At 71.5% G+C, this 21,387-nt stretch carries 21 protein-coding genes; 15 read left to right on the forward strand and 6 right to left on the reverse strand.

The window, feature by feature from the left end; all coding sequences use genetic code 11:
• Positions 1 to 147: 147 nt before the first annotated feature.
• Both ACGFNU_RS48970 and ACGFNU_RS48975 read left to right on the forward strand, forming a co-directional pair.
• Entirely contained in the window at positions 148 to 693 is a 546-nt protein-coding gene (locus ACGFNU_RS48970) for a hypothetical protein (RefSeq protein WP_392603653.1), read from the forward strand.
• On the forward strand, positions 593 to 1,279 hold the full coding sequence (locus tag ACGFNU_RS48975; RefSeq protein WP_392603654.1) for a hypothetical protein: 687 nt from the start codon (positions 593 to 595) through the stop codon (positions 1,277 to 1,279). Before ACGFNU_RS48970 ends, ACGFNU_RS48975 begins: the two co-directional genes overlap by 101 nt.
• Positions 1,280 to 1,513: 234 nt before the next feature.
• Here ACGFNU_RS48975 and ACGFNU_RS48980 read toward each other — a convergent pair whose 3' ends face one another.
• From ACGFNU_RS48980 to ACGFNU_RS48995, 4 genes are all read right to left on the reverse strand, one after another.
• Positions 1,514 to 1,849, reverse strand: a complete 336-nt coding sequence (locus ACGFNU_RS48980; RefSeq protein ID WP_392603655.1) for a heavy-metal-associated domain-containing protein — start codon at positions 1,847 to 1,849, stop codon at positions 1,514 to 1,516.
• Between the two features lie 85 nt (positions 1,850 to 1,934).
• Positions 1,935 to 2,747, reverse strand: a complete 813-nt coding sequence (locus tag ACGFNU_RS48985; RefSeq protein WP_392603656.1) for a citryl-CoA lyase — start codon at positions 2,745 to 2,747, stop codon at positions 1,935 to 1,937.
• Positions 2,744 to 3,922: a CaiB/BaiF CoA transferase family protein gene (locus tag ACGFNU_RS48990; protein ID WP_392603657.1), complete on the reverse strand. Its 1,179-nt coding sequence runs from the start codon at positions 3,920 to 3,922 to the stop codon at positions 2,744 to 2,746. Before ACGFNU_RS48990 ends, ACGFNU_RS48985 begins: the two co-directional genes overlap by 4 nt.
• 81 nt (positions 3,923 to 4,003) lie before the next feature.
• Entirely contained in the window at positions 4,004 to 4,795 is a 792-nt protein-coding gene (locus ACGFNU_RS48995) for an IclR family transcriptional regulator (protein ID WP_392603658.1), read from the reverse strand.
• A gap of 309 nt (positions 4,796 to 5,104) precedes the next feature.
• On the opposite strand from ACGFNU_RS48995, the gene ACGFNU_RS49000 reads away from it, so the two are divergent.
• From ACGFNU_RS49000 to ACGFNU_RS49030, 7 genes are read left to right on the forward strand one after another with little or no spacing between them, the layout of a single operon-like run.
• The gene (locus tag ACGFNU_RS49000; RefSeq protein WP_392603659.1) at positions 5,105 to 6,586 is read left to right on the forward strand and encodes an aldehyde dehydrogenase family protein; all 1,482 of its coding nucleotides are present in this window, start codon (positions 5,105 to 5,107) and stop codon (positions 6,584 to 6,586) included.
• Positions 6,583 to 7,593 carry a zinc-binding dehydrogenase gene (locus ACGFNU_RS49005; RefSeq protein ID WP_392603660.1) on the forward strand — a complete coding sequence of 337 codons (1,011 nt, stop codon included), beginning with the start codon at positions 6,583 to 6,585 and terminating at the stop codon, positions 7,591 to 7,593. Before ACGFNU_RS49000 ends, ACGFNU_RS49005 begins: the two co-directional genes overlap by 4 nt.
• Positions 7,590 to 9,404: a thiamine pyrophosphate-binding protein gene (locus ACGFNU_RS49010; protein ID WP_392603661.1), complete on the forward strand. Its 1,815-nt coding sequence runs from the start codon at positions 7,590 to 7,592 to the stop codon at positions 9,402 to 9,404. The genes ACGFNU_RS49005 and ACGFNU_RS49010 overlap by 4 nt, the downstream gene beginning before the upstream one ends.
• Positions 9,405 to 9,411: 7 nt before the next feature.
• Complete coding sequence (locus ACGFNU_RS49015; protein WP_392603662.1) at positions 9,412 to 10,584, forward strand: ABC transporter substrate-binding protein; 1,173 nt, start codon at positions 9,412 to 9,414, stop codon at positions 10,582 to 10,584.
• A 23-nt stretch (positions 10,585 to 10,607) separates the two neighbouring features.
• Complete coding sequence (locus ACGFNU_RS49020) at positions 10,608 to 11,477, forward strand: branched-chain amino acid ABC transporter permease (protein WP_392603663.1); 870 nt, start codon at positions 10,608 to 10,610, stop codon at positions 11,475 to 11,477.
• Positions 11,474 to 13,333, forward strand: coding sequence for an ATP-binding cassette domain-containing protein (locus ACGFNU_RS49025; protein ID WP_392603664.1), 1,860 nt, complete (start codon positions 11,474 to 11,476; stop codon positions 13,331 to 13,333). Before ACGFNU_RS49020 ends, ACGFNU_RS49025 begins: the two co-directional genes overlap by 4 nt.
• A complete protein-coding gene (locus ACGFNU_RS49030; RefSeq protein ID WP_392603665.1) occupies positions 13,330 to 14,097 on the forward strand; it encodes an ABC transporter ATP-binding protein in 768 nt (255 codons plus the stop codon). The genes ACGFNU_RS49025 and ACGFNU_RS49030 overlap by 4 nt, the downstream gene beginning before the upstream one ends.
• 91 nt (positions 14,098 to 14,188) lie before the next feature.
• Here the strand turns inward: ACGFNU_RS49030 and ACGFNU_RS49035 are convergent, their stop codons facing one another.
• On the reverse strand, positions 14,189 to 15,211 hold the full coding sequence (locus tag ACGFNU_RS49035; protein WP_392603666.1) for a ThuA domain-containing protein: 1,023 nt from the start codon (positions 15,209 to 15,211) through the stop codon (positions 14,189 to 14,191).
• Positions 15,212 to 15,458: 247 nt separating this feature from the next.
• On the opposite strand from ACGFNU_RS49035, the gene ACGFNU_RS49040 reads away from it, so the two are divergent.
• Genes ACGFNU_RS49040 through pqqE form a run of 6 tightly spaced genes read left to right on the forward strand, consistent with a single transcriptional unit; the run spans position 15,459 to position 20,714 of the window.
• Positions 15,459 to 17,612, forward strand: a complete 2,154-nt coding sequence (locus tag ACGFNU_RS49040) for a PQQ-binding-like beta-propeller repeat protein (protein ID WP_392603667.1) — start codon at positions 15,459 to 15,461, stop codon at positions 17,610 to 17,612.
• A gap of 29 nt (positions 17,613 to 17,641) precedes the next feature.
• Entirely contained in the window at positions 17,642 to 17,737 is a 96-nt protein-coding gene (pqqA, locus tag ACGFNU_RS49045) for a pyrroloquinoline quinone precursor peptide PqqA (RefSeq protein WP_392603668.1), read from the forward strand.
• A gap of 8 nt (positions 17,738 to 17,745) precedes the next feature.
• A complete protein-coding gene (gene pqqB / locus ACGFNU_RS49050) occupies positions 17,746 to 18,645 on the forward strand; it encodes a pyrroloquinoline quinone biosynthesis protein PqqB (protein WP_392603669.1) in 900 nt (299 codons plus the stop codon).
• The gene (pqqC, locus tag ACGFNU_RS49055; protein WP_392603670.1) at positions 18,642 to 19,349 is read left to right on the forward strand and encodes a pyrroloquinoline-quinone synthase PqqC; all 708 of its coding nucleotides are present in this window, start codon (positions 18,642 to 18,644) and stop codon (positions 19,347 to 19,349) included. The genes pqqB and pqqC overlap by 4 nt, the downstream gene beginning before the upstream one ends.
• Entirely contained in the window at positions 19,339 to 19,605 is a 267-nt protein-coding gene (gene pqqD, locus ACGFNU_RS49060) for a pyrroloquinoline quinone biosynthesis peptide chaperone PqqD (RefSeq protein WP_392603671.1), read from the forward strand. The genes pqqC and pqqD overlap by 11 nt, the downstream gene beginning before the upstream one ends.
• Positions 19,602 to 20,714, forward strand: a complete 1,113-nt coding sequence (gene pqqE / locus ACGFNU_RS49065) for a pyrroloquinoline quinone biosynthesis protein PqqE (protein ID WP_392603672.1) — start codon at positions 19,602 to 19,604, stop codon at positions 20,712 to 20,714. Before pqqD ends, pqqE begins: the two co-directional genes overlap by 4 nt.
• Here the strand turns inward: pqqE and ACGFNU_RS49070 are convergent.
• Positions 20,669 to 21,349 (reverse strand): TetR family transcriptional regulator, encoded by a 681-nt coding sequence (locus ACGFNU_RS49070; protein WP_392603673.1) that lies wholly within the window; start codon positions 21,347 to 21,349, stop codon positions 20,669 to 20,671. The genes pqqE and ACGFNU_RS49070 overlap by 46 nt on opposite strands.
• Positions 21,350 to 21,387: the final 38 nt, after the last annotated feature.

Consider the following 21,387-nt stretch of genomic DNA (forward strand, 5'->3'; position numbering starts at 1 on the left):
GGGCATATGCCAACGCATAGGGCAAAACGGTCGCGGGGTCGCGGGGTGAAAGTCAGAGCTGGCACCGATGCGGCGGGCGGGGCCGGGCGCCGACCATCGGGCTGAACCGATCTGACCGAGAAGGGCATCCCGATGATGTCCGACCCTGTGTACATCTACGACCGGATCTTGAGCGACTTTCTCGCGCGGACCGAGGAACTCACCGCCCAAGGATTGCGGCCGCTGTCTCTGAGCACTTACGGCGATCCGCAGGACGCGCGGTTCGCCGCCGTGTGGGCCAAGGCGTCCGGTGGGCCGCTGCGCTGGTTCCTCGGCCACGGCGTCCAGGACTTCCTGGCCGAGTACGACGGCAACACCGCCGAGGGCTACTACCCGACGCTGGTGTCCGCGACAGGCACCGGCCCGAACGCGCGTATCTCCGGGTTCTTCGAGCGTGTTCTTCGCCGGATCCGGGGCGGGGACATGCCCGGCCGGTGCCGGGCACCGGAGGGACGAGAGCGGGAACTACAGCGTCGCCGGGAAGTGAGACGCCGGCCCGGTGTGTCAGGATGCGGTGTCCACATGCGGTCATCGGCCGGGGGGAGTGTCGATCATGAAAAGCAAGGTGGTGCTGCTGCCGGCACTCTTCCCGGTGCTGGCCATCGCCGTCCTGACGATGGCGGGCGTGGTGAGCTGGTCGAATCCCGCCGATGAGGGAGACGTCGCGATCGGCAGGGCCCGGACCGGCGCCGTGATCAAGCTCCCCGAGTTGGGCAAGGGCAAGATCCTGCCTGCCGACCAGTGGCCCAGCGCCTGCGAGCTCGTCGGCGAGCGGGACGTCTCGGCGATCCTGCCCGAGGCGAAGGAGATCGAGCAGGAGCCGGCGCTGGTCGGCATCAAGTCGATCAAGGAGTTCGCCGCCGACCCCGGCTGGAAGGAGAGCGACCGCGCCGAGGCCGGCCGGTGCCTGTACAGCGCGCGGCTGCCGGGGGAGACCTACTCGGCCACCCGGCTGTGGCTCCGCGTCCAGGCCGTCGCGGACCCCGAGCTGATCGAGCGCTACTACGAGACCCAGACCGTGAGCGGGACCGACACCAATCAGGGGGCCCACGGAGCGGACCAGTGCGCTGTGACCGGCCTCAGCGAGGGCGACTGGATCTGCCGCAAGGGGCCCCTGCTCTTCTCCGTCGGCGGCCAGACCACCGTGGCGTTCAAGGGCAAGCCCGCCCCCGCCCCGTTCGTGTGGCGGGACGACGTCAACCCCCTCGTCGTCGAGACGGTCGCCGCCAAGATCGGATGACCGGCGGGGCCCTTGCCGTACGGGCTCAGGGCTGTTGGGGTTGCGTCATGCGTCTCAGTCAACGAATCGCCGTCGCCGGCGCCACGGCAGTGCTCGCGGGCCCGCTGCTGTCCACGCCGTCCGCCCACGCGGCAGGCTCCCACGAGTGCTTCTCCGGTGTCCGCACGCCCGCGGCGGACGGCTATCAGCTCACCGCCAACGGCTGCGCCGGCTCGGGTTACGTCGATGTGGTGATCACGATTCGGACCGGCTCGGCTGCGGGCGGTCACCGCTGCCGGACGGCCTTTTCGTGGAACGGCTCCCTGTCCGCGAACGGTTGCCGGGCGGAGTGATCCGGCGGCCCGGCGGGCGGATCCGCCTCGTCAGCCCCACCACCTCGTAGCCGGCCTCCTCGATCGCGGCGCGCACGTCCCCCTCGTCGATGGGGCCGTTCGCGCTGATCCGCACCGAACCACCCGCGACGTCCACGTCGACCTGCTGGATGCCCGCCAGCTGCGAGACCTCCTCGGTCACCGCGCTGGCGCAGTGACCGCAGCTCATCCCAGATACGGCGAAGGCGGCGACCGTCATCGGCGTTCCCTTCCTCGAAGTGGCCGCCGGACCCGTCCGGCCCGGCGGCTGGTGATACGGATCCCGCCGGGGAAGGTTCGATCGGTCACCGGTTCGGGACGTCCGTGGCCGGGAGGATGGAACGGGGGATGGGGCCCTTGTTGCGGCGCCCCTGCGTGGTCTCCTCCCAGGCGTGGGCGAGGATGCCGATGCTGCGGCTGAGGACGAACAGGCCGCGGGCGAGCGGCGCGGGGAAGCCGAGCTCGGCGTAGATGATGGCGGTGCAGCCGTCGATGTTCATGGGGATCGGCTTGCTGCGTCCCCTGGCGAGATGCGCTTCGACGGCGAGCCCGGCGCGCAGGTGGTGGCCGGGGACGACGCCGTCATGGACCGCCTGCTCGACCAGCGCCAGGAGGGGGTCGCGGCGGGGGTCGCGCGGGTGGAAGCGATGGCCGAAGCCGGGAAGGTAGCGCGGCCCTTCGGCGATGACCTGCGCCGCCGCGGTCGCGAGGTCGAGGCCGGCCGTCTCGCGTTCCAGGATCCGGTCGAGGAGCTCGACGCACTGCTCACCGGCTCCGCCGTGATGGTCGCCGAGGGTGTTGACGGCGCTGGCGACGGCGCCGTTGAGCCCGATGCCGCAGGTCGCGGCCATGCGGGCGATGGCGATGGACGGTGCCTGCGGGCCGTGGTCGACGGCGGCGACCAGCGCGGCCTCCAGGAGGGCGGCCTGGGCGGGGGAGGGCGTCTCGCCGCGGAGCATCAGCCAGATCATCGAGGTGAGGCCGGTGGAGCCGATGAGGTCCTGGACGGGGCGGCCGCGCAGCTCGATGACGCCCGGCTCCATGTGGGAGACCGCCGTGCCCCACCAGGCGGCGACCTGTCCGGTCGGGTCGATCTCGTTCCTCGGCGTCTCGCTCATGAGGTGACGGGGTCGCCGGCCGCGATGGCGTGCCGTTCGTCGTTCTGCTCGCCGAGCAGGGGAGGCGGGCCGGTGGGCGTGAGCGGCTCGCCGTTGTGAAGGACGCCGCCGCCGGCGACCCGCAGCGTCCTGCCGGAGCCGTCGGGGAACGGCAGATCGGTGAAGAAGCGGCGGTGGCGCAGTTGCTCGTGCTCGACGGCCTGGGGGACGCCGACCACGCGGGCGGCCGGGACGCCGGCGAGGCTCAGGATCTCCTCCCATTCGCCGGCGGGGCGGCGTCGCAGGGAGGCGTTCAGCTCGTCGTTGAGCTCGGCGCGGTGGAGCTTGCGCTGCTCCCGGTCGGCGAAGCGCGGGTCGGTCACGAGCTCGGGACGCCCGAGGATCTCGCAGAGGGTCTCGAACTGCTTCTGCCGGTTGGCGGCGATGTTGAGCGGCCCGTCGGCGGCCTCGAAGGTGCCCGAGGGTGCGGCGGTGGCGTTCTGCGTGCCCATCGGCTCGGGCTCGACGCCGCTGACCAGGTAGTTGGAGACGGCCCAGCCCATCGCCGAGATCGCGGACTCCAGCATCGACACGTCCAGGAACGTTCCCTCGCCGGACTCCTCGCGCCCGGCCAGCGCGGCGCAGATGTGCAGCGCGGCGGTGAGACCCCCGACGGTGTCGCAGACAGGGAAGCCGACGCGCAGCGGCGCGGTGTCGGTGGTGCCGGTGACGCTCATCATCCCTGACAGTCCCTGGATGATCTGGTCGTAGGCGGGCGCCTGGCTCATCGGGCCGTCCTGGCCGAAGCCGGAGATGGCGCAGTAGATCAGGCGCGGGTTGAGCGTGCGCAGCCGCGGCCAGCCGAAGCCGAGCCGGTCGAGCACACCGGCGCGGAAGTTCTCCAGCAGCACGTCGGCCTCGCGCACCATCCCCTCGAAGACCGCGCGGTCGCCGGGGTCCTTGAGGTCGATCTCCACCGACTTCTTGCCGGCGTTCTGGGCGAGGAACGAGGCGCCGAGGCCGGCGCGGTTGAGCTCGGGATCGGGGCCGAGGCGCCGGGCGAGGTCCCCCTGCCCGGGCACCTCGATCTTGACGACCTCGGCGCCCAGCATCATCAGCTGGTAGCTGCAGTAGGGACCGGCGAGCACGTTGGTCAGGTCGAGGACCCGGAGGCCACTGAGAGGGCGCGTCGGCATGGCCGAATTCCTTCCGTCGCGGATCGGGAGCGGTGGCCGGTCGATGGCGGACGGCCGGTGCCGGGCGGGTCGGCGGGCCGGTCAGCGGGTCGGGATGAGGGGATGGTCGAACCCCCGTTCCGAGATCTCCCGGGACACCTGCCGGAGATCCTTGGCGAACGCCTCGACCTTGTCGTCGGTGAACCGCACGGTGGGCCCGCTGAGCGTCAGTGCCGCGACGACGCTGCCCGAGCGGCCGAGGAGGGGGACGGCGACGGCCGACAGCCCGTCCTCGCGCTCGCCGTGGCTCGCCGCCCAGCCCCGCTCGCGCGCCTCGTCGATCCACTCCCGCAGCCGCTTGACGTGCCCCTCCCCGTAGGGGGAACTGACGGCGATCCTGGTCAGCAGGCTTTCGGGCGCGTCGCGCAGCAGCACCTTGGAGGACGCGCCGGCCCACAGCGGCAGCTCGTCGCCGATGTGCACGACGTGCCGCAGTGGCTGCGGGCTCTCCTGCTGGGCCACGCACACCCGGTAGATGTCGCGCAGCATGTAGAGGTTGACGGTCTCGCGGCGGCGCCCGCCGAGGTCGCGCATGGCCTGGCGGGTCTCCGGCGGCAGCTCCCAGCTGCTGCGCGCCAGGTGGGCCCAGCGCCACAGGCCCGGCCCGGGAAGGTAGCCGTTGTGGCCGGCCCAGAGCAGCCCGAGGCTCTCCAGCGTCTGGACGAGCCGGATCACGGTGGTCTTGGCGAGGCCGGTCTCGGCGGCGATCTCGCGGATCGTCACCACCGGGCGCTCCTCGCTCAGCAGCGACAGGATGTCCAAGGCCCGCTGGACGCTGCGCACGCCCTGGCCGTCGGCCGCCGGCTCGTCTGCGGGCTTGTTCGCTGGACTCACGGGTGTCGGTCTCCTGCTCCGCCGGGTCAAGGACGGTCCGTACGTTACACGCAGTCCACTGAGCGGTCTAGTGGGACCGTCTGACGGTCCTGGCGGGTTTCGTCACGATTGCGGCACCCCTCTTCCCCTTGTGAGCTGTGTCACCTATAACTAACTCACTGGTTCGAACGTTAGCGACCGACCGCTCATCGCCGATCGCGGAACTTTCCCCGGTTCCGCTCTTGTCAAGGCTTGCTCACCACCTCTACGTTGACCCGAAGTCCGTATAGCGGCACACCAGGACCGCATAGTGGTCCATGGAGGAGTCTGATGCTGGAAGCGGTACTCGCGTCCGGATCCAAGGCCGAGGTCGTTCAGGCGGCCGCCCGCCAGGCCGGCGAGTGGCTGACCGATGGTCCGCAGAGTGAACGAATCGGTCCATATCTGAGACGTGTCGTCAGCCGGGCACCGGCCGCCGGCGCCAGCGACATCGCCGCCGTCCGCGCCTACGCCCGCGCCGCCGCCCCGGCCGTGGCGGCCCTCGCCCCGGCCTTCCGCGCGGAGATCCTCGATCGGGCCTCCGCCGCCGCCACGGCGAACCGCGACGACCTGGCCCGGCTGCTGGCCCTGGAGCTCGGCAAGCCCCTCAAGGACGGCCTCGGCGAGATCGACCGTGTCGCCGACACGTTCGCTGTCTGCGCGGCCGAGGCCCGGCAGATCGGCGGGGAGAACCTGCCGGTCGCGGGCTGGGCGCGCGGGGTCGGCACCACGGCGTTCACCTACCGCGCACCCGTCGGCGTCGCGCTTGCCATCACCCCGTTCAACGCTCCGGCCAATCTGCTGGCCCACAAGCTCGGCGCCTCGTTCGCCGCGGGCAACACGACGATCGTCAAGGCGCCGCCGCAGGCGCCCGGCATCTCCACCGCCATCGTGGCGCTGCTGCTGGAGTCCGGCATGCCCGCCGAAGCCGTCCAGTTGCTGCACGGGGACGGGCGGGTCGGCGCCGAGCTGTGCGCCGCCGAGGAGGTCGGCGTCATCAGCTTCACCGGCAGCGGCGCGACCGGCAACGCGGTGGCCAGGGCCGCCGGAGCCAAGCGGCTGGTCCTGGAGCTGGGAGGCAACGCCGCCACGATCGTCTGCGACGACGCCGACATCGCTGAGGCGGCCAAGGTCTGCGCTCGGACGGGCTACACCAACTCCGGGCAGAGCTGCATCTCGGTGCAGCGGGTGTACGTGCAACGGCCGAAGTACGAGGAGTTCCTGGAGCACTTCACCCGCGAGGTCGCCGCCCTCACCGTCGGAGACCCCCTCGATCCCGGCACCGACGTCGGCTCGATGGTCGACGAGGACGCGGCCGAGCGCGTCGTGCGCTGGAGCGCCGAGGCCGCCGCCGGCGGCGGGCGCGTCGTCCTCGGCGGCGAACGCGACGGCGCCACCGCCAGCCCCACGATCGTCGCCGACCCTCCCGCCGGCGCCTCGGTCGTCACCGACGAGGTCTTCGGCGCCCTGGTGGCAGTCCTGCCCTTCGACGACTTCGCCGGGGTCGTGGCCCGGTGCAACGAGAGCCGCTTCGGGCTGCAGGCCGGCCTGTTCACCCGCGACATCGGCCGCGCCATCGCCGCCTGGCGGGACCTCCAGGTCGGCGGCCTCGTCGTCAACGGCTCCTCCAACTACCGCCTGGACCACGTCCCGTTCGGCGGGGTGAAGGACTCCGGCTTCGGCCGCGAGTCCCCGCACTGCATGATCGAGGACTACACCACCGTCAAGACGCTGATGCTGCGCGGCGCGTCCCTGTGGGGCGGGCGCCCATGATGGCGGTCACCCTGACGGCGCCCGACACGGTGGAGGTCGTCGACCACTGGCCCGAACCGGTGTGCGGGCCCGGCGACGTCATCGTCGCGGTCCGTGGCGTGGGCGTCTGCGGGTCGGACCTCGCGGTGGTCTCCGGCCGCCGCGCCGTCCCCGCCCTGCCGTGGGTGATCGGGCACGAGGCGTTCGGCGTGATCGAGGCCGTGGGCCGCGACGTCGCCGACCGCCACGCCGGGCAGCGGGTCGTCGTCGAACCCAACTACCCGTGCCTGGCCTGCGGCGCGTGCCGTTCCGGCGGCACCTCCGGATGCCGGCGGCGCCGCGCGGCCGGCATCTCCGAACCCGGCCTGCTCGCCGAGCGGGTCGCGGTGCCCGCCCGCTTCACCTGGCCGGTCCCCGCGGACATGGACGACGCCGACGCGGTGTGCGTCGAGCCGCTGACCGTCGCCCTCAACGCCGTGCGGATGAGCGGCCTGCGGCCCGGCGACCCGTGCCTGGTCGTCGGCGGCGGCTCGCAGGGACTGCTGGTGATTCTCGCCGTCCTGCACGCCGGCGGCGTCCCGCACGTCACCGAGCCGCAGGAGGGACGGCGCGCGCTCGCGCTGCGGCTCGGCGCCATGGACGCCGGACCGGACGCCGCGGCCGAGCCCGGCGCGCGTTTCCCGGCCGTCATCGAGACCTCCGGCGTGCCCGAGGCGTTCGAGCAGGCGCTGGAACGCACCGGCGACGCCGGCCGCGTCATCGTGGTCGGGCAGAGCACCCGGCCCGCCCGCGTCTCCACCTTCACCCTCGTGCAGCGGCGGCTCACCGTGCGCGGCTGCCTGATCTACGACCATCCGGGCGGCTTCCGGGGCACGATCGCGACGCTCGCCGGGCACGACCTGCGTCCCGGCCGCGTCCTGCGCGAACGGTTCGACCTCGCGCAGGCGCCCGTCGCGTTCGCCAAGGCCCCGGACATCGCCGGCAAGACCTGGATCACCCTGCCCCGAATCGAGGAAACGCTGTCATGAGCGTGGACATCCCCATCCGCGACGACGCCACCGGCGGCCCCGGTGCCGGACCGGCGGCGGTCACGGCCGCCGAGGCGCTCGTCCGGCAGCTCGAACGCTACGGCGTGGAGTACGTGTTCGGGACGTGCGGCCACACCAACATCGCGCTGCTGGACGCGCTCGGCCGCAGCCCCATCACGTTCGTCATCGCCCGTCACGAGCAGGCCGCCGCGCACGCGGCCGACGGTTACGCCCGCGCGTCCGGCAAGCCGGGCGTCCTGCTCGTCCACGTGGGCCCCGGCATGATGAACGCGGTCACCGGCGTGGCCACCGCCGCGCTCGACTCGGTGCCGCTGATCACGATCTCCGGGGACGTGCCGTCCTACTACCACGGCCGGCATCCCCACCAGGAGGTCAACCTCCACTCCGACGCCGACCAGACCGCCATCTACCGGCCGTTCGTCAAGCGGGCCTGGCACGTCCGGCGGCCCGAGGACCTGGCCCGCTTCACCGAGCGCGCCTTCTGGACCGCGACCTCGGGCCGTCCCGGCGCGGTACTGCTGAACGTGCCGATGGACCTGTTCTCGCGTCCGGTCGCCGACGTCGAGCACCCGCTTCCCGCCTCCGCCGCCGAGCCCGACCTGCCCGCGGACACCGCGCGCCGCATCGCGGACCTGCTCGCCGCCGCCGAACGCCCTCTCCTCTACATCGGCGGGGGACTGCGCGGCGAGGCCGGCCGCGCCGCCCTCCTCGGACTGGCCGAGCACCTCGACATCCCCATCGTGCACTCGCTGATGGGCAAGGGCGTGGTGTCCGACCGCCATCCGCTGCTGCTGGGCATGCCCGGCTTCTGGGGCCTGGAGACCACCAACGACTACACCCGCTCCGCCGACGTCGTGCTCGCGCTGGCGACCCGCTTCGCCGAGACCGACGCCAGCTCGTGGGATCCCGCCCACACCTGGAAGCTCGGCGGCGCGGACGGCGGACGGCTGATCCAGATCGACATCGACCCCGCCGAGATCGGGCGCAACTATCCCGTCGAGATCGGCGCGGTCGCCGACGTGACGCGCGCGGTCCGGGCCATCGCCGCCGCGGTGCGCGAGACCTGCCCCGACCCGGTCGCCCGTCCCGAGCTGCGCGAACGGATCCGCGCCGCCCGCACCGCGCTGTTCGACGGCAGCCGCGAACGCGGGCGCAGCGACGCGTTCCCGCTGCGGCCCGAGCGCATCCTCGCCGACCTGCGCGACCAGCTGCCGGACGACGCCGTGCTGGTCACCGACGTCGGCTGGAACAAGAACGGCGTCGCGCAGTGCTACCCGCTGCCCGACGGCGGCCGGTTCATCACCCCCGGCGGCGCCTCCACGATGGGCTTCGGCCCGGCCGCGGCCGTCGGCGTGCAGGTCGCCCAGCCCGGCCGCGTCGTGGTCGCGCTCGTCGGCGACGGCGGCATGAGCGCCCAGCTCCCGGCCGTGCCCATGGCCGTGGAGCAGGGACTGCCGGTCATCTTCGTCGTCATGAACAACCGGGCCCACGGCACCATCGCCGACCTGCAGGCCGCCAGCTTCGGCGCCAGCTACGGCTGCGAGTTCCGCGACCCGCAGGGCCGCCCCTACAGCCCGGACTTCGCCGCCTACGCCAACGCGTGCGGTGCGGACGGCTACGAGGTTCCCGCCCCGGAAGCGTTCGCCTCCGCGCTCCGGTCGGCGGTCGAGCGGAGGCGTCCGGCCGTGCTGGACGTGCCGATGGTCAACGAGCCGGTGCCGACCCCCGGGCACTGGAACATCACCGACATCTACCAGGGCGTCTTTCCCGATCTCTCCCCGACGAGGTGACCTTTCCATGTTGAGACTCACAGCCGCGCTCCGCGCGCCCGGCCTGGCCGCGTCCGCGCTGGCCCTGACCCTGACCGCCGCGACCCTGAGCGCCTGCGGCGCGCCCGGCGAGTCCGAGGACGCCGGCTCCGGCGGCTCCGGCCCCATCAAGATCGCCCTGGTGGACGCGCAGAGCGGGCAGCTCAGCTCCCTCGGCAAGTGGGAGCACAAGGGCGTCAAGCTGGCCGTCGACGAGTGGAACGCGGCCGGCGGCATCAACGGCCGCAAGATCCAGCTCGACGTGTTCGACGACCAGGGCGACCCCACCGTCGGCACCAACATCGCCCGCAAGATCGACAGCCAGAACTACATCGCGATGCTCGGCACCGCCGAGAGCGCCGTCACCATCGCGATGGCGCCGACCTTGAAGCAGGCCGAGATCCCCAACATCGCCTCCGGTCAGTCGCCGGGCATGGTCGCGCTGAAGAGCCCGTTCCTGTTCCTCAACGGGCCGACCAGCACGACCTACGACGAGACGCTCGCCAAGTACATGGTCGACACCAAGAAGCTGACCAAGATCGCGATGATCACCAACAACGGCGCCTACGGCAAGGGCGAGCACGACGCCTTCCTCAAGGCGCTGGACGCCCGCGGCGTCAAGCCGATCATCGACGAGGTCGTCACCGCCGACCAGAAGGACTTCAGCGCCCAGCTGACCAAGATCCGGGGCAAGCAGCCGGCGGCCATCTTCCTGGGCGCCGAGGAGGTCGAGTCCGGCCTCATCGTCAAGCAGGCCCGCGACCTCGGCATCACCGTCCCGTTCGCCGGCGCCGCGCCGCAGGGCACCCCGGTCTTCATCGACACGGCCGGGGCGAAGAACGCCGAGGGCACCATCGTCAGCTCGCCCTACCTCAGCAACGAGGTGAGCGACGCGTCCCGCAAGTTCGCCGCCGCCTACAAGGCCGCCTTCAACGAGGACGCCGAGCTTCACGGCGCCAAGGCCTACGACGGCGCGCAGATCATGCTGACCGCGCTGAAGAACAGCGGCGTCGCCAGCGGAAAGAAGCTCGCCGACGCCATCCGCGCGGTGCGGCACAAGGGCCTCATGGGCGACTTCGTCTACGACGAGACCGGCGTCGGCATCAAGGCCACCAGCATCGGGATCATCAAGGACGGCAAGCTCGTCAAGGCCGACGGCTGACGCCGGCGACCGGAAAGAGAACCATGCAGGCCTTCTTCCAGACGCTGGTCGGCGGGCTCAGCCTCGGCGCCATCTACGCGCTGGTGGCGATGGGCTTCTCCCTGGTCTACCGGACCATGGGGCTCGTCAACTTCGCGCACGCCGACGTGCTGATGATCGGCGCCTACGCCGCCTCCACCTTCTACATGTCCACCAAGCTTCCGTTCGCGGTCGCGATGGCCCTGTCCATCGTCATCACCGGCGTCATCGGCCTGTTCATCGAACGGGTGCTGCGCCCGCTGGAGAACAAGGACTTCACGCTGATGCTGATCGGCACGATCGGCTTCGGCATGGTGCTGCAGGCGGTCGCCGTCCTGATCTGGGGGGCGACCGGCCGTGCCGTCGCCTCCCCGGTGACGGCGGCGCCGCTGGACGTGCTGGGCGTGCGGATCCGCACCTACGACCTGGTCGTCCTGCTCATCGCCGCGGTTGCGGTGGTCCTGCTGGTCGGCTTCCTGTCGCGCACCAAGCGGGGGGCCGCCATGCAGGCCGTCGCGATGGACCACGAGGCGGCGACGGCGGTCGGCATCCACGTCGGCCGCAGCAACGCCATCGCGTTCGCCATCGGGGCCGGGCTCGCCGCGCTGGCGGGCGGCCTGGTCGGGCCGCTGCTGTACGTCAACCCGACGATGGGCGGGACGATCGGGATCAAGGGGTTCGCGGCGGCGATGCTCGGGGGCTGCGGCAACATCCCCGGCGCGATCGTCGGCGGCCTGGCCATCGGCGTGCTCGACTCGTTCGCCGCCGGCCACTTCCAGGGCTACTCCGAGCTGATGGTCTTCCTGCTCTTCACCGTGATCATCATGATCCGGCCGACCGGGCTGTTCGGCGAGATGACGGTGAACCGCGCATGAACGACCAGCACCTGCTGAACGGCCTGCTCCGGCACCGCAACACGCCACGGTTCGGCGGCCTGGCCGCGCTCGTCGTGGTGGCCTGGATCCTGCCCTACCAGCTCAGCGGCTACGCCATCCACGTCGTCAACATCGCGCTGGTGTTCGCGCTGCTGGCGATCGGGATGGGCCTGGCCATGGGCATCGCGGGCCAGATCAACCTCGCGCAGGTCGCCTTCTTCGGCGTCAGCGCGTACGCGACGGCGATCCTCACCACTCATAGCGGCTGGGGGTTCTGGCCGGCGGCGGCCCTCGCCATGGTGGCCTCAGCGGTGGTCGGGCTGCTGGTCGGCATCCCGGCGCTGCGGATGCAGTCGCACTATCTGGGCATCGTCACGCTGGGCCTCGCGCTGGGGTTCATCAACTGGACCACCAACGCCGAGGTGTCCGGGGGAGCCGAGGGCATCTCGGCGATCCCGGTCCCGCCGATGTTCGGCATCGACCTAGCCAGCGAGTACCTCTACTACTACCTCGAAGTGGTGGTGTTCGCGATCGCGCTGGTGTTCGCGCAGTTCGTGGTGCGCACCGGGCTCGGCCGCCGGCTGATGGCCATGCGGGACGACCCGCTGGCCGCGGGCGCGGTGGGCGCGGAGATCCCGCTGTTGCGGATGACCGCGTTCATGTTGTCCAGCGTGTTCGGCGGCGTCGCCGGGGTGCTCTACGTCGGGCTGATCCGTTACATCGCGCCCGAGACGTTCAACATCGCCAACATGTTCCTGCTGCTGGCGATGGTCGTCATCGGCGGGCGGCAGAGCCTGGTGGGCTGCGTGGTCGGCGCGGTCGGCCTCACCCTGATCCGCGAGCAGCTGGTCGACTACCCCACCTACGCCCAGCTCGGTTTCGGCCTCGTCGTCGTGCTCATGGTGGTGTTCGCGCCGACCGGCCTGGCCGGGATCCCCGCCCGGGTCAAGGCGCTGATCGACCGTCGCCGCGGCACGACGGTCGGCCGTGCCTCGCTGCACCCGTTCCAGCCGTACGCGCCGGTGGAGCCCGACGGCACGCCGGACGAGTCCGTGCCCATGCTGGACATCGACCAGGTGAGCAAGCACTTCCGCGGCCTGAAGGCGCTCGACCAGGTCTCGCTGACCGTGCGTCCCGGCGAGATCCGCGGCATCGTCGGCCCCAACGGATCGGGCAAGACGACGCTGTTCAACGTGGTCAGCGGCTTCTACCGGGCCACGGGCGGGACGGTGCGGCTGGACGGGCGCGCGGTCACCGGCGTGCGGCCGTACCGGCTGTCGGCGCTCGGCGTGGCCCGCACGTTCCAGAACCTGCGCCTGTTCGGGGACCTCACGGTCAGGGACAACGTGCTGGTCGCGCTCGACCGCACCCGCACCTACGCGATCTGGCGGTACGCGGTGTGGCCGGTCGGGGTCTGGCGGCAGGAGCGGCGGCTCAACACGCGGGCCGCCGAGCTCCTGGCCCGCTTCGGGCTGACCGAGTTCGCGGGGGCCGCGCCGGGCGCGCTGCCCTACGGCATCCAGCGCCGCATCGAGATCGCCCGCGCGATGGCCGGGAACCCGCGGCTGCTGCTGCTCGACGAGCCCGCGGCCGGGCTCAACGGCGAGGAGGTCCGCCAGCTCGCCGAGATCGTCCGGTCCATCCGCGACAGCGGCGTCACGGTCGTGCTCATCGAGCACAACATGGGCCTGGTCATGTCCCTGTGCGAACGCGTGACCGTGCTGGCCGGCGGCAAGGTGATCTCCGAGGGCACCCCGGACGAGGTCGCCGCCGACCATGCCGTGATCGAGGCCTACCTCGGCGACTCGGCCATGGCCGAGATGCCGCTGCCCAACCCCAGCGAGGTGAGCTCATGACGACCTCGGCACCCGAGCACAAGAAACGTGCCGCGGCCTCCCGGCAGGAACCCGAGGCCCTGACGGTGGAGGACCTGTCCGTGCACTACGGAGGGGTCTGCGCGGTGAAGTCGATCAGCTTCACCGTGGCGCCAGGCCAATCGGTCGGCATCATCGGCGCCAACGGAGCGGGCAAGACGTCCACGCTCAAGGCGCTGATGGGGCTGGTGCCCCGCAGCGGCGGGTCGGTCCGCTTCGGCGACACCGACCTGACGCGGGTCAAGGCGCGCGACATCGTCCGGCACGGCATCGGCTACGTCCCGGAAGGACGGCACGTCTTCCCCGGGCTGCCGGTGGAGAAGAACCTGATGCTCGGCGCCTACGCCCGCCCGTGGCGCGACCCGCAGACCAAACAGACCCTGGACGAGGTGTACGAGCTGTTCCCCGTACTTGGGGAGATGCGCTCACGCCTGGCGGGGGCATTGTCGGGCGGGCAGCAGCAAATGCTGGCCGTCGGCCGCGCCCTCATGGCCCGGCCACGGCTGATCCTTCTGGACGAGCCCTCCATGGGACTGTCACCCAAGCTCGTCGAGGACATCCTGGCGGTGCTGGTCCGGCTGCGTCAGGAGGGCCTCAGCCTCCTTCTGGTCGAGCAGAACGCGAAGCTCACCTTCGAGGCGACCAGCGACTGTGTCGTGATGGAGAACGGCGAGGTCGCCATGACCGGCACCTCCCGCGAGCTGCGCGAGGACGTCCGCGTCCGGCGCATCTACCTGGGGTTGTGAACACCGGCCAGTGAGCGGGGCGCTGCGCGAGGCGTTCGACGGTGGCCGGAGATCTCCCGGCCACCGTCGGACGCGCGCACCACCGGAGCACTCAGCGGCAGAAGGGCTTGCGGCCCATGGCGGACTCGATGCCCCCGAGCACCAGGCTCTGGAACTGGCGGGCCCCGGCGAAGGAGCTTCCGTCATCGGTGAACGCCTTGGCGTCGTGCCCGAGCGTGGTCAGCCAGGCGCGGCCTCCGTCGTAGTACTGGCACCAGGCCACCGGGTGGTCGGAGCCGTGGCCGGGATGACCCGAGCCGCCGGTGACGCCCTTGGCGAGCGAGCGCTCGTCCACCTTGGCCAGCACACGGACACGCGAGGGGAAGGGGACCAGGTTGTACCACTCGTCGCTGAACGACCAGCGCGACGGCAGGCCGGCCGTGGAGGCGTCCCTGCGGCTCGTGGTCTGGACGGTGCCGGGTTGCGCCGGGCCATGGTCGTAGAAGTTGGCGCCGCCGAGCAGCCCCTCGTACCAGGGCCAGTTGTACTCGGTGCCGAACGCGTTGTGGATGCCCACGAACCCGCCGCCGCCCCGGATGTACTGCCGCAGCGCGGTCTGCGCGGAGTCGTCCAGGGTGTCGCGTGTGGTGCTCATGAAGACAACGGCGTTGTAGGCGAACAGCCGCGACGCCGAGGAGAGCTGCGTGACGTCCTCGGTCCAGTCGACGCCGAAGCCGTTGTCCTTGCCCATCTTCACCAGGGCGCTCTGCGCGACGTTCGCCTCGGCGAGCGGAGGGTTGAGGCCCGCCGCGAGCGCCGGGCCGAGGTTGGCGTGGCGCGGACCGGCGGTACGGCTGTAGACGAGGACCTTGTAGCCCTTGGCCGGATCGAAGTTGCCCCAGTCGTGGTAGCAGCGCGAGTCGGTGCCGCGGCAGACGCCGTAGTCGGGGTCGCCGAGCTGCTCGGCGCCGCGGTCCCGGGACGCGGCCGAGCCGCCGCCCGCCGCGCCGACGCCCGCCGCGCCGCCGCCCGCCACGGCGGGCAGCCCGCTCACGAGGGTGGCCCCGGCGATGACGGCGGCGGTCCCGACCGAGGTCAGCGCCGCGGTGAGCAGGTGGGGGGAGGGTCTTCTCATGGAGCGGGTTCCTTCCTCGTGTTCTCCAGAGGTCCATCTAGTAGTTCAGTCGAACCGCTAAGAGGTTCGCCGACCATCTCACGCCGACCCGCGGACGGCAATACTCGCGCGCCAAACATGGTGGAAGCGAATGCATTTCTCGTGGCACCCCCTTGTCAGGGGAGCGAGAGTCAGCTTACGGTGTCGTCCGCTCAATGGATCTGTCGATCCGTCTAGTGGACCCGCTTTCGGGTGTTGGGAGAGCAGCATGAGACGACGGAGCTTCCTCACCGGCGCGGCGGTCGTCGGCGGCACGGCGGCCTTCACCACGTTCCACGAACCGGCCACCGCCGAAGGCGCCACCGCGCTCGCCGGACCGGTCCCGCCGCAGTCCCCGGGCCTGCGGCCCACCGGGCGCGACTTTCCCAAGGTCGGCGGCAACCTCGGCAACCAGAACCACAGCGCCCTGCGCGAGATCACCCGGCGCAACGTGCGGCGGCTCGGCGGCGCCTGGCACGTCAACCTCGAAGGCGGCAGCACGACCGCCACCCAGCAGAGCACGATCGTCGTCCAGGACGGCGTGCTCTACGTGCAGACCCGCCAGCAGAACGTCTTCGCCGTCGACGGCCGCACCGGCGCGGTCAAGTGGAAGACCAACGTCGGCTCCGAGCAGACCAACATGCGCGGCGTCGGGCTCGGCGGCGGCCTCGTCTACACCACCTCCGGCGCCAACATCGTCTACGGCCTCGACCAGGAGACCGGCGCCGTCGTCTGGCGGCGCGAGCTGCTGGTCGCCGGGGAGGGCGACCCGGGCTGCGACCCGCAGAGCGGGCAGTGCGGCGGCAACCGCGGCGGCCTGGCCGGCGCGATCGTCTACTTCGACGGCCTCATCTACGTCGGCACCGAGGGCAGCACCGCCGGGGCGCGCGGCCGGGGCTACGCCCTCAACGCCCGCACCGGCGAGGTCGCGTGGACGTTCTGGGGGCCGCCCGGCCCGGGTGAGTTCGGCAACGACACCTGGGAGGGCGAGAGCTGGAAGACCGGCGGCGCGGTCTGCTGGATGCACCCCGCCGTCGACCCCGAGCTGGGCCTGGTCTACTGGACGTTCGGCAACCCCTATCCGCGGACCAACGGCTCCACCCGCGGCGGGCTCAACCTGTTCTCCAACTGCCTGGTGGCCATCGACGCCAAGACCGGCGAGCGCCGCTGGCACTTCCAGTCGGTCCATCACGACATCTGGGACTTCGACAACGTGATGGCGCCGGTGCTGGTCGACCTGCAGATCGGGCACCGGAAACGCAAGGTCGTGGTCTACGGCAGCAAGACCGGCATGTACTACATCCTCGACCGCGCCACCGGCAAGCCCGTGCACGGGATGACCGAGCGGCGCGTGCCGCAGGACTCCCGCCAGAAGACCTGGCCCACGCAGCCGTTCCCCGGCGGCGCGCCCTTCGTCCGGCAGGCGCCGAGCCAGCACGACACCACGCGGCCGGTGCCGTACTACCCGACCGGCAAGATCTACACGCCGTTCTGGGACGACGCCACGATCCTCTTCCCCGGAGCCGGTGGCGGGGCGGACTGGTCGCACCTCTCCTTCAGCCCGCACACCGGCTTCCTGTACGTCGGATACGGGCTCATCAACTCCTCGTACTCCAACACCAACGGCGGCCGCGTCAACACCGCCCGGCCACTGGGGGAGTACTTCTCCGGCGGCATCGTCGCGGTCGATCCTCGTACCAACAAGCCGGTATGGCGCCGGGAGGGCGACTGGTCGCTGGCCCATGGCAACGGCATCCTCAGCACCGCCGGACGCGTGATGTTCCAAGGACGCCCCGACGGCGTGCTGATCGCGATGGACGACACCGACGGGCGCCAGCTGTGGCAGTGGCAGTGCGGCGCGGGCGTGCACACCAGCCCGGTCAGCTACGAGATCGACGGCGAGCAGTACATCGCGGTGCTCGCCGGCGGCAACGGCCTGCCCTATCCCGACATCCCGCGCGGCGACCACCTGTGGGCGTTCAAGCTCGGCGGCACGGTCCCGCCCGCGCCGGCGCCGACCCCGCCGTCCAAGCGCAACCAGATCCGGACGGCCGCCGTGGCCGGGAGCGCCGCGCAGAACACGGTCACGCTCGGCCGCGTCTGGAACGCCGCCGCCGGACTCCCCGGCACTGCGGAGAACGTGGTCGCCCAGAACGCCATGGCACCCCAGCACATGACCGTGCCGGTCGGCACGACGGTCACCTTCGCCAACCCTGCCGGCAACGAGCACAGCCACGGCGCCGCGTCGTTCTTCGAGCACGAGTTCAACACCGGCAGGCTCAAGCCGGGGGAGACCTTCCGCCACACCTTCGCCAAGCGCGGCGAGTACTTCTTCAACGACCCGGTCTTCCCCCAGAGCACCGGAAAGATTGTCGTCCAGTGACGCCCCACCACCAACCGAAGGGAACACCCATGTCCGACGCCCAGAACACCACCTGGAACACCCCCGACTTCGAGATCATCGAGACCTCCCTGGAGGTCACCGCCTACTTCGGCGCCGAGAGCTGACGACCGGCATGCGGGTGCGGATCCTCGGCACCGCGGCGGGCGGCGGCGTGCCCCAGTGGAACTGCGCGTGCCCCGGGTGCGCCGCCGCCCGCGCCGATCCGCGCCTGCGCCGCCGGCACGCCTCGATCGCCGTCGAGGACGGGACCGGACGCTGGTACGTGGTGAACGCGACGCCCGACATCGGCGAGCAGATCGAGGCGTACGCCGAGCTGCGGCCGGGGCCGGGCCATCGCGAGACACCGCTCGCCGGGGTGATCCTCACCGATGCTGAGCTCGACCACACGCTCGGGCTGATGCGGCTGCGCGAGGCGAAGGGCCTGAACGTCATCGCCACGACGACCGTTCACCGGGCCCTGGACGAAGGGCTGCGCCTCGGCCACACCCTCAGCCCGTACACCGGGATCGCCCGCAGCGACCTGCCCACGGACAAGCCACTTGTTCTCGGCGAAGGGCACCTGGAAGTGCAGGGCATCCCGGTGTCGAACAAACGCCCGCGCTACGCCGCCGCCCTCGACCTGGAAGACGAGGGCTGGGTGGTGGCGCTGCGCCTGACCGACCGGCGTAGCGGCACGATCCTCGTCTACGCCCCGGCGCTCGCCGCCTGGCCGCCTGAGCTGGACGAGGCCCTCGCCGGGGCCGACTGCGTCTTCCTTGACGGCACGTTCTGGGACGACGAGGAGCCCCGGCGCGCCGGCTTCTCCCAGAAGACCGCGACCGGCATGGGACACCTGCCGATCGCCGGTCCGGGCGGCACGGCCGACCGCCTCGGCGCGCTGCCCGCCGCCCGGCGCCTCTACACCCATCTCAACAACAGCAACCCTCTCGTCCTCCCCGGCCATGACGGGCACCGCGACCTGGCGCGGCGGGGCATCGAGATCGCCCAGGAGGGAGCGGTGATCGAACTGTGAAGCCCCCGTGGACGCCCCACGAGCTGGAGACACGGCTCCGCGCGCACGCCGCCGAGCACTACCACCACCGCCACCCGTTCAACCTCCGCATGCACGACGGGCTGCTGAGCCCCGAAGAACTGCGGCGCTGGGTCCTCAACCGGTTCCACTACCAGCGGCACATACCGATCAAGGACGCGCTCGTCCTGTCCAAGCTCGACGACCGCGAGGTGCGCAGGAGCTGGATCCGCCGCGTCCACGACCACGATGACCAGGACGGCGGAATCGATCGCTGGCTGCGGCTCGGCGAGGCCGCGGGCCTCGATCGGATGTTGCTGCTGTCCGGTGAGGGAGTGCTGCCCGCCGTGCGGTTCAGCGTGGAGGGCTACGTGAACTTCTGCCGGAACGGGACGGCCCTCCAGGCCGTGGCGTCGTCGCTGACCGAGCTGTTCGCCCCCGACCTGATGGTCACCCGGATCGCCGCGTGGGAGCGGCACTATCCGTGGATAGAACCGGAAGGGCTCCGGTACTTCCAGGGACGTGTGAGCCAGGGGCGGCGCGACGCCGACGAGGCGCTGGCGCTCGTCCACCGGTGGGCGGAGACGCGGCGCGACCAGGAGCGGGTGCTGGAGGCCTTCGCGTTCAAGTGCGACGTGCTCTGGACGCTGCTGGACGCCGTCGATCATGCGGGCATCGGCCACGAGGTGCAGTCCGATGTCCGCTGAGGCGGACTGGCGGCCCGCGCTGTCGGCGTCGGTGCGGCTCCGGTACGACCCGGTGCGGCGGGCCGAGCTGCTGCTCATGCCTGAACGCGTCGTCCGCCTCAACGAGGAGGGCGGACGCATCCTGCGCCTTTGCGACGGGCACGCCACCGTGGCCGACATCGTGGCCGGTCTCCGCGAGGCCCATCCCGGCGCGCCGATCGGCGACGACGTCCCCGCCTTCCTGGCACGGCTACGAGAACGAGGATGGCTGCGATGACCGGCGTTCCGGCCCCATGGGCATTGCTGGCCGAGGTGACCCACGCCTGCCCGCTGCACTGCCCGTACTGTTCCAACCCGCTGGAGCTGGTGCGCAAGAGCGGCGAGCTGACCGCCGGGGAGTGGGCGCGTGTCTTCGCTGAAGCCGCCGACCTCGGCATCGTGCAGGCGCACATCTCCGGGGGAGAGCCCCTGCTCCGCCCCGACCTCGAAGAGATCGTCGCCGCCGCGCGCCGGGCCGAGATCTATACCCAACTGGTCACCAGCGGCCTCGGGCTCAGCGCCGCCCGTCTCGACGCGCTCCTGAACGCCGGGATGGACAGCGTGCAGCTGTCGGTCCAGGACGCGCGGGCCGACGGGTCGGACCTCATCGCGGGCACGGCCTCGTTCGCCGCCAAGGAACGCGCGGCCGAGACCATCCGCGCGGCCGGGGTGCCGTTCGGGCTGAACGTCGTCCTGCACCGCCGCAACCTCGACAACCTGGCCGGCGTCATCGACCTCGGCCGCGCCTGGGGCGCCGAACGCGTCGAGCTGGCGAACACCCAGTTCTACGGCTGGGCGCTGCGCAACAGAGCGGCGCTCCTGCCCACCCGCGCGCAGCTGGACGCCGCCCGCCGCACGGTCACCGCCTATCGCGAACGGCACGCGGACGGGCCCGAGCTGGTGTGGGTCATGCCCGACTACTACGAGGGCGTGCCCAAACCGTGCATGGGCGGGTGGGGAGCGCGGTCGATCACCGTCGGGCCCGACGGCACCGCCCTGCCGTGCCCCGCCGCGTACGGGATCGCCGATCTGGACCCGCCGAACGTCCGGGCTCGCGACCTGGCCTGGATCTGGCGGGAGTCACCGGCCTTCAACGCCTACCGCGGCACCGGCTGGATGGCCGAGCCGTGCCGCACGTGCGCGCACCGCGAGACCGACTTCGGCGGATGCCGCTGCCAGGCCTTCGCCCTCACCGGCGACGCGGGACGTACCGACCCGGCCTGCTCGCTGTCGCCCGACCACGGGCTGGTGCTGGCGGCCGTCGAAGCGTCCGGCGAGGACGCGGACCCGCGTGAACTCGTCTACCGGGCCCCCGGGCGCGCGGCGGACGGCGCGCCGGTGAGGTAGGCGACGACCATCTCGCCGATCATCCGGCGGTGCCGCTCCCGGTGCTCGGGCGCGGTCATGTCGCGGCCGAAGAGCGCGCCGAACGTGTGCTGGTTGGCGATGCGGAAGAAGCAGAACGAGCTGATCATCATGTGCACGTCGATCGCGTCGGCCTCGGCGACGAAGTCGCCGCTGGCCCGGCCCGCCGTCAGGATCTGCGAGATCAGCTCGGCGACCGGGGCGCCCAGGTTGACCAGCGCCTCCGACTTGCGCAGGTGCTCGGCCTGGTGGATGTTCTCGATGCTGACGAGCTTGATGAAGTCCGGATGGGCCTCGTGGTGGTCGAAGGTCAGCTCGGCCAGCGTCCGGATCGCCTCGACCGGCGCCAGGTGCTGGACGTCGATGGTGGACTCCAGCGACCGGACCTCGCCGTAGGCCTTCTCCAGCACGGCGACGTAGAGGTTCTCCTTGCCGCCGAAGTAGTAGTAGATCATCCGCTTGGTCGTGCGCATGAGCGCGGCCATGTCGTCGACCCGGGCACCGGCGAAGCCGTGCCGCGCGAACTCGCGCTGCGCGATCTCCAGGATCTCGGCCCGGGTACGGTCGGCGTCGCGCTGCCGCTCTCCGGTGGCTGGCGTTGCGGGCTGGGACGACATGTGACTCCACGGCATGACTACGGAAGCAGACTCATCCT

This window comes from Spirillospora sp. NPDC048911, from assembly GCF_043198015.1.
GTDB lineage: Bacteria > Actinomycetota > Actinomycetes > Streptosporangiales > Streptosporangiaceae > Spirillospora.